This is a genomic window from Mesorhizobium sp. M0119, assembly GCF_040322615.1.
In the GTDB taxonomy this organism is placed as follows: Bacteria; Pseudomonadota; Alphaproteobacteria; order Rhizobiales; family Rhizobiaceae; genus Mesorhizobium.
This window is the reverse complement of the sequence record NZ_JAMYTU010000010.1, coordinates 143,458-156,432: the sequence shown is the minus strand read 5'-3', so window position 1 is coordinate 156,432 and position 12,975 is coordinate 143,458. Positions and strand designations below refer to the sequence as shown.

Here is a 12,975-nt window from a genome sequence, read left to right as displayed (position 1 = left end):
GTTCGCTTCGGCCCTGATGATGGCGCCTATGGCCCCTTAGGCGATTCCTTGGCGACTGCGGTCTCCGACGCCCCCAGGCCACGCAAGACACTAGCAGAGAGCGCGCTCACATTTATTTGGAGAGACGATCATGCCCAAGGTGGCATTCATTTTCGGTACTCGTCCTGAGGCGATTAAATGCGCCACAGTAATTAAGGCGATGAAGCTCGACCGCAGGTTCGAGCCCCTCGTTGTTTCCACGGGGCAGCATCGCGAGATGCTGGATATCGCTTTAGCGGAATTCGGTATTCGACCCGACATCGAACTAAGCGTCATGCAACCTCGCCAGACCTTGTCACAGGTCACATATCGAATACTGGAAAGGCTCTCCGGGCAAATAGAACAATGGGGGATCGACGCGGTAGTCGTTCATGGCGATACCGCGAGCACCCTGGCAGGAGCCCTGGCCGCCTTCCAGCACCGTATCCCCATCATCCATATCGAGGCGGGCTTGCGTAGCGGCAACATTGCATCGCCATATCCAGAGGAGGCCAATCGGCGCCTGGTCGCCCAGATAACGGATCTCCACCTGGCGCCGACGATTCGTAGCAGCGAGAACCTTCTCCGCGAAGGTGCCGCTGAGGATCGTATCACGGTCACCGGGAACACGGTCGTCGACGCCCTTCACTGGGCGGCCGAAAATGCCCCCGCCTTCGCCGAGCCAGCGCTTGCCGACCTGAAGAACGAAACGCGGCGGATCGTGGTCGCCTCAGCACATCGGCGTGAATCGTGGGGCGCACCGATGCACGAGATCGCAAAAGCTCTTGTGCAGCTATCATGTCAGGAGAACGTGCGTGTCATCATCCCATTGCACCAGAACCCGGCAGTGCGCGAAGTCATTTTGCCCTATTTAAGCAACCAGGCGAATATTACGGTGGTGGATCCTCTGCCGTACCGCAACTTCTGCAGCCTTATGCTGCGCGCGGACATCATCATCTCGGACAGCAGCGGCGCAGAGGAAGAAGGCCCTTCACTCGGCAAACCGACGCTCGTTTTAAGAGAAATCACCGAGCGGCCGGAGGCTGTCGAAGCTGGCACGGCGCGCCTTGTGGGCCGCAGCACCGCCCGCATCGTGAGTGAAGCGACCCGGCTGCTGCGCGATCCGGACGAATATTCACGGATGGCCCAGCCCGTGGACGCCTACGGCGATGGAAAGGCGACAACTCGGGTCATCGGTGCAATCGCGAGATATTTCGCTGCGCACACCGCGCGCGAGTCGCAGCTGGCCAACTGATGGGCCGCCAGATCAGCGGCGTGGCGCGGGACCGTTCGCTGCCCTCCACGCCCTCCGAAGAACACCACCATATCGAACTGACCGGACCGGGCGATGACGACAAAAGAGAGAAGGTCATGGCTAGGAGTAACAATCCGACGAGATCTCAATTTCTCCAACGCTGTGGTGTGCCTATTCCCATGAAGCCCGCCCCCGATTCCGAAATGAAGCGCCCATACCCAAGGATCAGGGATTCGTCCTCAGTTCCCGGGGCAACCGCCTCTCGGCGACCGGCCTGCAAAATGGCTTTGCCGAGGTCCGTAAACTCGCCGACTTTGATGGCGGTAAGCCGTTTAAGGCCGCACGATCACCGGTTTGCCGTGACCCGCCTCAGCCTCTGGCACCAACAGCGCGCAGACGTTCAGGCGCTGGCCACATATCTCGGCCACGCCAGTTACACCGACACGGCCTACTACCTGAGCGTGCCGCCCTCGATGGAGGCGCAGCACGAGCGAACACCGCACACCTGCTCGTAGCGCCGCTCCTGGAGTCCTATTTCCGCCGGCGCCTGACCAAGCAGCGGAACGCGACTCCCGCGACCGTGGCCAGCTATCGCGACGCCTTGCGCATGCTGATCCTTTTGCCGCCGCCCGGTTGCGGAAGAAGCCGGCGGCGTTGACGCTCGAAGAGCTTGATCGAGACCTTGTTCTCGCTTTTCTCGACGAACTCGAGGAGAAGCGGAACAATTCCGTCACCACGCGCAACGCCCGCTTGGCCGCGATCCGATCTTTCTTCCGACGTCGCTTGCCGCCGACCCGGCGTTCTTCGGCGTTGCCCAACGCGTGCTGACGATTCGCATTAAACGGACGCACATTGAGGTGACGTACCACCTCACCAAGGCCGAAGTGGACACCCTCATCGCGGCGCCCGATCCAAAGACGCCCCGTGGTCGGCGCGAGGGACAAACTGAGGGGGTTCGCCCGCCCGAGGCAAAGCATGATCCGCGTAATGGGATCCGCGTCGATCCTGCACGTAGCGCAGCCGAAGGCGTAGCGGAGGAAGGACTGGGAGACCTTTTTTGCTTGCGAGGGAGAGAAGGCAGGGCCCTCTTTCCCTCTCTGAGGCAGACAAAGTCGGCCGCGATCGCGGCCGTCACTCTTTGAATAGAAAGCAGCCGTCGTCACCGGCTAGCGCCAGGACGGCTCCCGCGGTGAATGGCAAGAAGAGCTAGCGACTTACCATCACCAACTCGTATTACCCGAGCTGGCGCACTATGCTGATTGCGGGCCGTGCTGTAAACGGGCGATATCCCAATCTGGTGTATTGATGACGGCGTTCTGGCCGCGTTGGCTCCGTGCCGAAGGCATAGAGCGGTTTCGCGAAGCGACGCGCCCATATTCTGGCAGGCCCACTAGATTCCAAGGTGGCGTCCAGTCAACCAATTCGGTTACATTGATTGGAACGAACACAGAAGATCAACGTCACTTTGGCAGGAGCAATGGCAGGACCTTTCGAAGAATGGATTTCTCACCTCGGTTTACAGCAGATCGACGATCCATAAATTGACAAGCCGGTCTATCGGAAAACCAGCTTCGGCGAACTGGAGTTAAGCGCCGAAATCGAAAAAAAGATCAGCACCAGCCTTCGCAACGCTCGCGACCGACGGAAAATCCCGCGTTCAAAGCTAGCACCCATGCTTGGGCTCAGCGACTAGGTTTATAATCGTTACGAAAACGCGGTTTCACGGCTGACCGTCGGCCGACTGCTCCACTTTTGCGAGGTGCTGAATATTTCACCGGTGGAGATCCTATACCCCGTCGTGCTGCATCTTTGCGGTGAAGACCAGGCCGAAGCGGAAACTCCTATGGCGATCGTTGAAAAGCTGGCGAATTTCGACGGGCTCACGGCTTCAAGCCATTCTGAGCTTTCTTCGTCACCTGAAGACGAAGGAGACTGATGAAGGCCGCAACGGCATCGGCCGGTATCTGGATCCCGTCTCGCCGGCGACGCACTGGTGGCCGTCGCGTCGCGACGGTGGGCATATACGAGCGTTGTTTTCCAATGCTGGTGTGGTGCAAGCTCGACAGGACTACGCAGCCATACGTGTGCGGATTTCTCTCAGATAAGGGATGGAATCGACCGCGCCGGTCTTCTCAACTGCGAGGGACGCCGCAGCACAAGCGAACCGGGTGGCCGCCTCTGGATCGCCGCAGCGCAAAAATTCAGCCAGAAAGGCACCATCAAAAGTGTCACCAGCAGCCGTCGCATCCACAAGTTGCGCTGAGTAAGCGGGTATCCGAATTCTCATATCGCCACCAGCTACAATTGCGCCTTCTTCGCCTAGGGTCAAAAGGACCGTTTTGACGCCGTGTCGAAGGAATTCGTCGCAAATGGCATCCGGATCCGATAGCCCGAGCAGGGCTTGTGCGTCCTCCATGCTCGGAAAGAGAAAGTCTATTTGTGGCAATGAAGCTGACAAGGTTTCCCACGCCGCTGCCGGCGTCCATAGACTGCGCCGCAGATTGGTATCAAAGGAAACCTTGGCACCTGCCGATCTGGCCATCTCCATCGCTGTAAACGAAGCGTCCCGGCAAGACTCGGAAATAGCCTGTGATATCCCGCTAAGATGAAGAAATGACACTCCCGCGAACATGCCTGGTGCGAGATCACTGCTTGCCAGGCGGCAGGCAGCCGAGCCGGCGCGCCGGTAGGAAAAGCTATGACCATCAGGACCATACTCTATGAAATAGATACCGGTTGGCGCGGCAGCATCACGGATGACATGCGTCGTTGCGATGCCTTCGTCGTGATACAGCGACCGGATACGCTCGCCCAGGCTGTCCTCCCCAAGGCGGGTTATCATCCCTGCTTTCGCGCCGGATCTGGCTGCGGCGACCGCGCAATTCGACACATCGCCGCCAATGCCCGGCTTGATCGTTCCGTCCCGCCGCCACGCGAACTCGAACAGGGGTTCACCCATGCAAACGATGTCAGCCTCTCCACCACCCATACCACACCTCATTGTCCGTCTCCGGTCGCCCTTCGGCTGGCGTTTAGGCCTCAGGTTCCCTCAGTTCCAGATATTCCATGCGGATGTTGACGACATCACGCGCACCGCGACTAGGTATCTTCTTAGTCAGAACCGCGATCAAAGATCCGGCCGGTCAGCCAATCTGGCCAATCGCGTTCGAAGAACGACCCAGCACTCTCGTCGAACGAACGGATTGGACGTGTTGAAACCACCATTTCGACGCCGTCCAATCGGACAATGATCTGTTCACTCCGCTGGGCGTCGCGCTCCCTCCGGAAGCGATAGTCTTCCAGCGGGCCTGTCCTCGCGAGCGGAAGCGATTCACCTTCTCGATCGCATATTGCGCGGGAACCGCGGCTCCCTCCGCCTTGGCCAATGTAATGGTCCAAAGCGGTAAGCACCGCTTCGGAAGCTAGCGCCATTTGCCGCCATTGTATTGACCGCACCGCCTCAGCAGGTCGTTTGTACCTAATGCCATTTGCGCGAATGCTTACATTGAGTCTTCGAGCTTCTGCGAGGGCCTGGCTTACCCGCTCGCCGTCGCAGATCATACCGGCCGCATCGCTCATCCGCGCCTGGATCGTGGAACGCGCCGACTTGATCGTCAGCGAGCTGTCGGGGCGCATGATCGTGAAGAGCGCCGCGATGCCCGCTTGCGCAGCTCGGGCAATGTCGACCTTCGGCGCTACTTTTGCTTTGCCGCTGGCTGCAATGTGCTCGGCCGCTCGGGTGCCAAAGACCTGCCCGGCATTAAGCGCGGCTCCGCCGGGCCGCGTCACGCCGTGCGTACCAGCGGCCTCTCCGATCGCATAGCAGCCGGCAAGGCTACTGCGCCCCCAAACGTCCACCATGATGCCGCCGTTCATGTGCTGGTTGTTGACGGCGAACTCCAACGGTTCCTTGGTTATGTCTATCTTGTAGCGACGATAGAGTTCGATCGCGAGCGGGTTCATGTGCTTCAACCGCTCGATTGGCAAATGTTGACCCGCGCCGGCATTGCCGAGATAGGAACTCACGTCGTCGTCCAACCGTTCGAGGGAGAACGGCAGATCGCCGGGCATGGGCAGCGGATTCCGGTTGAAGTCCATGAACACGCGCCGCCCCGCTGCGGACTCGCGATAGATCGCAACATCTATGAGACTCGAGCTGAAATCGAGCATCCGCGTGGCATGAAAAGGCCATTGATATCCCTTGCGGAACAGGTTGGAGGCCATCTCCTGTGTGCTGCGATAATACTGGGCAAGGAAGTGGTGCTCATTGCCCTCCGCGTCAATCGAATAGACATGCGGAATCGCCTGGACATAGGTGCCGGACAGATTCCAGGGAAAACCCTCCCGGCGCGTGCCTATACCGAACTGGCTCTCCGTAAGGTTGACCAATTCGATACCAGCTTCGAGCGCAAGGCCGAGCGACCCGAAGCAGCCGTTGGGATAGACACTATCACGATAAAGTTCGCCGGGACCGCCCGCGGCAAGCACAAGGACCGAGCACTCGAACAGGGCAAGGCCGAAGGGGTTTGTTGTTGTTCGGTCGTTGGGGCGCATCGTAAGAATGCCGGCGACGTGCCGATCCGTCCCCTCCCCGCAGGTGAGGATTTTGGCAGCCGTAGTGTGGTTATAGAACGGAACATCAAGACGGATCGCCTCTTCGGCAAGCACCTTGACCATCAGACGTGACGTGCGTGGACCGCAACTGGTGGCACGACCCACCTCGTCGTGGTCGGTCTTGTATCTGAGAGTGCCGCCCAGCGCGTCCTGAGGCAGTGGAAGGCCAAGAAACTGTAGCGAGGCCATCATGCGAGACGAGCCCACGGCCTCCACATAGGCAATATCCTCATCCATCGCGCCGCCGGCGCGTATTGCTCGCGCCATCGCCTTGTAGTTATCTCCCTGATCCGCACTGTTGGCCGTATGCAGCGTCTGCTTGTCAGAGCCGGAGCAGGCCGACGTTCCACCCCAAGCGCTTTGACTGACGATAACCACCTCTTTCCCACGCCGCCTTAATTCCACCGCCGCACGCAGCCCCGCCGCACCGGAACCGACCACTACACAACCGCATCGATAGACCGGGACTTGAAGGTCGCCGTGGACCATTGTACCGGACGGAGCCGTCTCCGACCGTAGTCGCGGCATATCGACATCGGTCATGGCGTCGAGAATGTGCTGCGGGACGTCAATCGTCATAAGACTGCTAAGATCCTTGTGTCATCAGGGAGCGCATTTTTGCCAGTGATTCATCACCATGAAATGCCAACCGGATGTGTCAGCACGAATTTGGCCGATCAGTGCGTGCATGCGCGGGATATCTTGGCCGACGAGAACAGCCGGAAATCGTAACATTCGCCCCATTTCCCTGCTCACTTCGTGGCGGCGGATCATGAGTGCACCTATTGAATGTTGTTGCGTGCGCGGGGGCGCGCGTCGTTGCGTTCATGCTCGAAAAGAGCCGGCGGAAGCGGGGCACGATTGCGTATTATGTCGGATCCCTTCTCGCCCACCATGATCGTCGGAGCATTGGTGTTGCAGGACGGCACCCGCGGCATGACTGAGGAGTCGCAAACGCGTAATCCCTCCAGCCCATGGACCTTGAGATCGAGCCCGACGACGGCCATGGAATCGAAACCCATCTTGCACGTGCCGACCGGGTGGTGATCGGTCTTGGCATTGGCGCACCCGTAAATGAACAAGTCTTCGTCCGTCACGGCCTTTGGTCCAGGCAGGCGCTCGGCCATCACGAAAGGTTCCAGGGCGGCCTGCTGCATGATCTCCCGGGCGATCTTCAGGCCCTCAATCGACATTTTCCGGTCGTGCGGGTCTTCCCAATAGTTGGGGTCGATCAGCGGGGCCGCCGAAGGATCGGCGGAAGAAAGTCTAACCGTGCCGCGAGAGCGCGGGTGCAGATAGGCGGAGTTCAGCGTCACACCGGCGCTCTTCAGCCGCTCGACTCCCGCCTCGATCCCGGAGCCGAGGCCGAGGTGGAACTGGACGTCGGGCGAGCGGGCCTCGGGGTCCGCATACCAAAAACCGCCCGTCTCGAAGAGCGAGGAGGCGACCGGACCAGTGCGGAAGAGTACGTACTGGATACCGGCCCAGAGGGTGCGGTGCAGCTTCGCCACGTTGTCATAGGTGTGGTCGCCGGTGCATTCGCAAATGACGAACAGGTCGAGATGGTCCTGCATGTTCGAGCCAACCCCCGGTAGGTCGTGTTTCACCTGAACTCCGACAGATTTAAGATGATCGATCGGGCCGATGCCCGACTGCAGGAGTAACTTAGGCGACCCTATGGCGCCGGAGGAGACGAGTACTTCGCGTTCCGCCCGGATCGCTTCGATGCCCTTCGCAGTCACGACCTCCACGCCCACGGCGCGGGTGCCTTCCAGCACGATGCGGGCGACGCGAGCGCCGGTGCGGATCGAAAGGTTTCTCCGACCCTTGATCGGCGACAGATAGGCCATTGAGACGGAGGAGCGACGGCGATTGCGTTGCGTAAGCTGGTAGAAGCCGACGCCGGCCTGCTGGCGACCGTTGAAGTCGTGGTTGTAGGGAATGCCGAGTTCCTGGCCGGCGCGGATATACGCGTCGCAGATCGGGAGATTCGAGACTGGCATGGAGACGCCGAGCGGCCCACCATAGGAATGGTAGTCGTCGGCAAAACGCTGGTTGTCCTCAGCGCGCTTAAAATAGGGCAGGATTTCCCGATAGCTCCAGCCTTCGCAGCCGTCGTCTGTAGCCCAGAGATCGTAGTCGGCTGCATTGCCGCGCGTATAGAGCTGTGCATTGATTGAAGAACCTCCGCCGATCACCTTCGCCTGCGTATAGCGCAGCACTTGGCCTTTCATGTGCTTCTGCGGCACGGTTTCCCAGCCCCAACTCGCCACGCCCTTGGTCATCTTGGCGAAGCCCGCCGGCATGTGGAACAGCGGGTTCCAATCTCGGCCGCCAGCCTCCAGCAACAACACGCGCACGGCCGGATCTTCAGAAAGCCGGTTCGCGAGCACGCAGCCGGCAGGCCCGGCTCCGGTGATGATGTAGTCGAAGCCCATTCTGTTGCTCCCTTCAGAGGCGTGGAATTGAAGAGCCCCCGTCGGCTTCGATGATCGTTCCCGTCGCAAAACCCAAATCGCCGGAAGCGAGTGCCGTGCAGATTTTGCCGAGGTCTGCTGCTTCTTCCCCCCGCTCGATGCCGGGCCGCACCTCAAATACTGATACTCCCGTATCCATGATATGAAATGCCACCCCCTGGTAGAATGCCGCCAGCTCGGCCTTGCTGATGCAATAGTCCGCGCGTTCGGGCGAACTTACCTCGGGTGAGACCGACGTGATGTTGATGATGGACCTGGGTACATCCGCCGCGCTCCTCACGAGCATTGCCTTGACCACAGCAAGCGTAAAGAACACCGTTCCCCTTAGGTCCATCGCGATCGTCTTATCGAAGTCCGCCGGCACCAGGTCGAGGAAGTCACCTGGTACGACTGCCATGGAGGCATTGCTAACAAGGCAATCGACACGACCAAATCGCGAAAGGACGCCCGTTACCGTTTCTTCATGTCGGGAAACATCAGCGATATCGGACTGCAGATAGGCGGCTGCCACGCCATAGGATTCTAGTTTTGCGACAGCATCCTGCCCGTTGTCGGGACTCGCGACCCCAGTGATCGCCACATTGTATCCCGCTTTTGCAAAGGCGGTCGCAATTCCGAGATCGATGCCGTGGCTGCCAGTGACGACGGCGACGGGCCGTGTGGTCGTCTTCATTCGGCGAGGTCCCGGTCGGTGCGTTGGCCAGGCCAATTTTCCTGTCGCGGCATCCACCAATTGGTGCGGCCTCCGATGTGCATGTTGAGTGTTTTTGTTTCGGTGTAGTCCTCGACCGCGCGGCGTCCGAGTTCGCGACCGAGCCCGGATTGCTTGTAGCCACCGAACGGGAGCTCGGAGGCGCCATCCATGAAGGTGTTCATCCACACCGTTCCTACCCGCAAGCTGCGCCCGAATGTCAGGCACGTATCGAAATCGCGGCTCCACACACTGGCGGAAAGGCCGTAATCGATGGAATTGGCGATCTCGACGGCTTCCGCCGCCGTTTCAAAGGTGAGAACTGAAAGTACGGGGCCGAAGACCTCCTCACGTGCGATTTCCATATCCGGCATGACCGCCTCGAGGATTGTTGGCGACATAAAATGCCCCATCCCGAGATCGAGTTGATCGCCCCCGTGAACAACCTTCGCGCCGCTATTCTTTGCACTGGCGACGTAGCCCGCGATCTTCTCCAAATGCTGAGGCGTAATGATCGCGCCGACCTGCGTCGCTGGGTCCAGCGGATCGCCAACCTTCACGTATTTCGCAAGCTCTGCAACACGCTTGACCACATCCGACGCGATGCTCTTATGGAGGATTAGCCGCGAGCCGGCGTTGCAGCATTCGCCCGCATTGAAATAAGCGCCGAAGACGGCGGCGTCGATGAAGGAGTCGAGGTCCGCATCCGGGAATACGATCTGCGGATTCTTGCCGCCGAGTTCCAATGACACCTTTTTGAGGGTCTGCGCTGCATTCGTCATGGTGAGCTTTCCGACGCCGGTCGAGCCGGTGAACGAAACCATGTCGACCGCAGGATGGGACGTCATGATCGCGCCGACTTCGGGACCCGTGCCGGTGACGATGTTCACGACGCTGTCCGGAACGCCCGCTTCCTCAAGGATCTCGCCGAGAACGAGCGTCGAACCCGATGTCAGCTCTGAGGGCTTAACGACGCATGTACAGCCGGCGGCCAGCGCAAAGGGCAGTTTCTGGCTTAGGATCAGGAATGGAAAGTTCCACGGCGTTATGATGGACACGACGCCGATCCCCTCGCGCAGAACGACGCCTAGTGTGTTCTGCCCAAGCGAATTGTAGCTCTCGCCGTGCAGGTCGCGGGCAAGCGCAGCGGCATAGCGCCAGATGTCGACAGCGCCGGCGATCTCGCCGCGCACCTGAGTTATTGGCTTGCCGCCCTCGATGCAGTCGAGATAGGCGAGGTCTTCGGCGCGGGCCTCGATGAGATCGGCGGCCTTCAGCAGAACCCGCGAGCGCTGCGACGCCGTCGTGTGCGGCCACCGGCCGTGGTCGAATGCCTTTCGCGCCGAGGCGATGGCGCGCTCGGCATCCATCCTTGTCGCCGCCTGGTAGCGGCTCACGACGATGCCGTGGCTCGGCGCGTTCCGGTCGATCGTCCGGCCTTCTGCGCCGGCCGTCCATCTGCCGTCGATCAGCATCTCGAAGCCGCGCACGGGCGCGTCGGCAAGCGCTGTTGGCCTGATCTCTAACGTCATCACCATTCTCCCTTGAAGACCGCCGCGCGCTTCTGCGAGAAGGCGGCGACGCCTTCCTTGAGATCCCCAGTCTTGGCGGCCAGAATCGAGCCGAGCGCTTCGACCGCCGAACCATTGTCCTCGCCATTCGCGACGGCGATCATTAGCTTCGATATCTCGACGGCCGCCGGTCCCCGCGTCGCGACCCGCGCCGCGTAGGCCTTCGCCTCGATGACGGCAGCGCCGCTGTCCACGACGGCGTCGACCAGTCCGTACTTGAGGGCTTCCTCGGCGGAGAACGTCTCACCTCCCAGGACCATGCGGCGAACTCCCGGTATCATGCCGAGCCCGGTCTCCGGCAGGCCGATGCGGATATTTTGTTCCGCGATGCGGAAGTCGGCTGCGGCCGCGAGTTCCAGGCCGCCGCCGAGCGCGTGGCCGTTGAGTGCGGCGATCACCGGCATGCGCAGGGTCGCCAGACGCTCGAAGACGCGATGGCCGAAGCGGACCCAGGCATGGCCGAACTCGTTCGCCTGCATGGCGCCCCAAGCTTTGATGTCGCCACCGGCGCTGAAGGCTCTGCCTTCGCCGGTAAGCACCACCGCGCGGACATCGATCATCGCCTCGACCTCGTCGCAGATGGCGGCCAATGCCTTCAGCATGTCAATATCGACGGCGTTGAGCTTCTCGGGTCGAGCGATCGTGACGGATGCGACCGCGCCTTCGGCGGCAAGCCTCATGTGCGCGTCAGCCATTACATGCCCCCGCCAAGCTACGGGCCGGCTTCACGGCAAGCGACAGGCCGATCGGCCTGTCGACGAAGAGCGCGCCGTCCATGACTTTTAGGGTGTCGGACACGATCAGCGGGAACTCCGACTGTTCAAGAATGCCGGTGTTGAGATCGATGCCCGGCGCAATTTCAGTCAGCACGACGCCGTCCGGCGTCAGTCTCATCACGCCGCGCTCGGTGACATAGGTGATATCCTGGCGCTGTTCGATGGCTCGCCTGCCCGAAAAGGTGACGTGCTCGACCTCTTTGACGAGCTTCCTAAGCTTGCCCTCCTTCTCTACAACGACCTTGCCGTCCTCGACAGCGAGCTTGGCGCCGGCATTGAACATGCCGGAGAAGACGATCTTCCTCGCCCTTGCCGTAATGTCGACGAAGCCGCCGGCGCCCGCCGTGATATGAGGGCGGAACGAGAGCTTTGACACGTTGACGGAGCCGTCGCGGCCTATCTCTAGGAATGACAGCAGCGAGGCGTCGAAACCTGCCCCTTGGAAATATGTAAACTGGTAGGGCGAGGGCATGAAGGCGTCGGCATTCGCGGCGCAGCCAAAGGCGAAGTCAAGCAGCGGCACGCCCCCGACCGCCCCCTGTTCGATGACCCAAGTGACCGCGCCGTGCAGCCCTTCCTCCAGGAGAATGCGTGGGACATTGGCCGAAATCCCGAAGCCGAGATTGACGGCGCTGCCCGCCTCGAGTTCCTGCGCGACGCGCCGCGCGATTATCTTCTGGATGTTGAACTCCGGCACGCGAAAACTTTCGAGCGGCCGAAAAATCTCACCCGAGATTGCAGGGTCGTAGAGCGTCTGCGTTGTCTGTTTCTGGTCGGGATCGACGACGACGTAGTCGACGAGAATTCCGGGCACTCGCACGTCATGCGGCCTCATCGATCCGTCCTTGGTGATGCGCTTCACCTGGGCGATGACGATGCCGCCATTGTTGTGGGCCGCGAGCGCTTGGTCGAGGCCGCCGAGATAGGCGCCTTCGTGTTCGTAGGTCAAATTGCCGCGCTCGTCCGCCGTCGTGGCACGGATGATCGCTACCTGCGGCGCGATCGCCTCGAAGTAGAGGTACTCCTCACCGTAGAATTGGATTTTGCTCACCACGGGCCGGGCTTCCGCGGCCGCATTCATCGCGCAGCCCTGGCGGTTCGGGTCGGCGAAGGTGTCGAGCCCGATCTTGGTGATAACGCCCGGGCGCTTCGCGGCCGCTTCGCGGTGCATGTCGAAGAGCACTCCGGAAGGGATGTTGTACGCCGCCACGTCGTTGCTTGCGATCATTTGCCAAATGAGGGGCGGCTCGGCGGTGGAAGGACCTGAAGGGTAGGAGCCGCCGATGATGGTCTTCAAGAGGCCTTTTTGGGCTATGTAATCGACGCCGTTGATGCCGCTCATGTCGCCCGCGGCAATCGGGTGGAGCGTGGTCAGGTCGCGCGGATGCCCGGCGGCCTCGAAGCGTTCGCCGATCGCCTTCAGCATCAGGTCCGGGCAACCGAGCCCGCTCGAGGACGAGACCGACACGACAGCGCCATCCGGAATGAGGGCGGCGGCTTGGGCGGGGGTGATGTGCTTGCTCATTGCGGGATGCTCAAAGTCCTGGTTCGACGCGCATATGTCTTGGCGCGC

Annotated in this window: 9 protein-coding genes; 2 read left to right on the top strand and 7 right to left on the bottom strand. The window is 60.8% G+C overall.

What is annotated here, in order from left to right; translation table 11 throughout:
* The first annotated feature begins 130 nt into the window (after positions 1–130).
* Positions 131–1,273: a non-hydrolyzing UDP-N-acetylglucosamine 2-epimerase gene (gene wecB, locus NKJ40_RS12835; RefSeq protein ID WP_023721620.1), complete on the top strand. Its 1,143-nt coding sequence runs from the start codon at positions 131–133 to the stop codon at positions 1,271–1,273.
* 633 nt (positions 1,274–1,906) lie between these two features.
* Complete coding sequence (locus tag NKJ40_RS12830) at positions 1,907–2,101, top strand: site-specific integrase (protein WP_023721618.1); 195 nt, start codon at positions 1,907–1,909, stop codon at positions 2,099–2,101.
* 1,240 nt (positions 2,102–3,341) lie between these two features.
* On the opposite strand, the gene NKJ40_RS12825 is transcribed toward NKJ40_RS12830, so the two are convergent.
* The 7 genes from NKJ40_RS12825 to NKJ40_RS12795 all read right to left on the bottom strand — a co-directional run bounded on the left by NKJ40_RS12825 (position 3,342) and on the right by NKJ40_RS12795 (position 12,927).
* Positions 3,342–4,232 (bottom strand): sugar kinase, encoded by an 891-nt coding sequence (locus tag NKJ40_RS12825; protein ID WP_245278698.1) that lies wholly within the window; start codon positions 4,230–4,232, stop codon positions 3,342–3,344.
* 152 nt (positions 4,233–4,384) lie between these two features.
* Positions 4,385–6,466, bottom strand: a complete 2,082-nt coding sequence (locus tag NKJ40_RS12820; RefSeq protein WP_031194753.1) for an FAD-dependent oxidoreductase — start codon at positions 6,464–6,466, stop codon at positions 4,385–4,387.
* 203 nt (positions 6,467–6,669) lie between these two features.
* Positions 6,670–8,325: a GMC family oxidoreductase gene (locus tag NKJ40_RS12815; RefSeq protein WP_352466339.1), complete on the bottom strand. Its 1,656-nt coding sequence runs from the start codon at positions 8,323–8,325 to the stop codon at positions 6,670–6,672.
* Between the two features lie 13 nt (positions 8,326–8,338).
* Positions 8,339–9,037: an SDR family NAD(P)-dependent oxidoreductase gene (locus tag NKJ40_RS12810; protein ID WP_023721612.1), complete on the bottom strand. Its 699-nt coding sequence runs from the start codon at positions 9,035–9,037 to the stop codon at positions 8,339–8,341.
* Positions 9,034–10,593 (bottom strand): aldehyde dehydrogenase family protein, encoded by a 1,560-nt coding sequence (locus NKJ40_RS12805; RefSeq protein ID WP_023721611.1) that lies wholly within the window; start codon positions 10,591–10,593, stop codon positions 9,034–9,036. The genes NKJ40_RS12810 and NKJ40_RS12805 overlap by 4 nt, the downstream gene beginning before the upstream one ends.
* A complete protein-coding gene (locus NKJ40_RS12800) occupies positions 10,587–11,321 on the bottom strand; it encodes an enoyl-CoA hydratase/isomerase family protein (RefSeq protein WP_023721610.1) in 735 nt (244 codons plus the stop codon). The genes NKJ40_RS12805 and NKJ40_RS12800 overlap by 7 nt, the downstream gene beginning before the upstream one ends.
* The gene (locus NKJ40_RS12795) at positions 11,314–12,927 is read right to left on the bottom strand and encodes an acyl CoA:acetate/3-ketoacid CoA transferase (protein WP_023721609.1); all 1,614 of its coding nucleotides are present in this window, start codon (positions 12,925–12,927) and stop codon (positions 11,314–11,316) included. Before NKJ40_RS12795 ends, NKJ40_RS12800 begins: the two co-directional genes overlap by 8 nt.
* Positions 12,928–12,975: the final 48 nt, after the last annotated feature.

Coding starts and splice junctions, on each gene's coding strand:
- wecB (WP_023721620.1), top strand. CDS start 131: ATGCCCAAGGTGGCATTCATTTTCGGTACTCGTCCTGAGGCGATTAAA.
- NKJ40_RS12825 (WP_245278698.1), bottom strand. CDS start 4,232: ATGGGTGAACCCCTGTTCGAGTTCGCGTGGCGGCGGGACGGAACGATC.
- NKJ40_RS12820 (WP_031194753.1), bottom strand. CDS start 6,466: ATGACGATTGACGTCCCGCAGCACATTCTCGACGCCATGACCGATGTC.
- NKJ40_RS12815 (WP_352466339.1), bottom strand. CDS start 8,325: ATGGGCTTCGACTACATCATCACCGGAGCCGGGCCTGCCGGCTGCGTG.
- NKJ40_RS12810 (WP_023721612.1), bottom strand. CDS start 9,037: ATGAAGACGACCACACGGCCCGTCGCCGTCGTCACTGGCAGCCACGGC.
- NKJ40_RS12805 (WP_023721611.1), bottom strand. CDS start 10,593: ATGGTGATGACGTTAGAGATCAGGCCAACAGCGCTTGCCGACGCGCCC.
- NKJ40_RS12800 (WP_023721610.1), bottom strand. CDS start 11,321: ATGGCTGACGCGCACATGAGGCTTGCCGCCGAAGGCGCGGTCGCATCC.
- NKJ40_RS12795 (WP_023721609.1), bottom strand. CDS start 12,927: ATGAGCAAGCACATCACCCCCGCCCAAGCCGCCGCCCTCATTCCGGAT.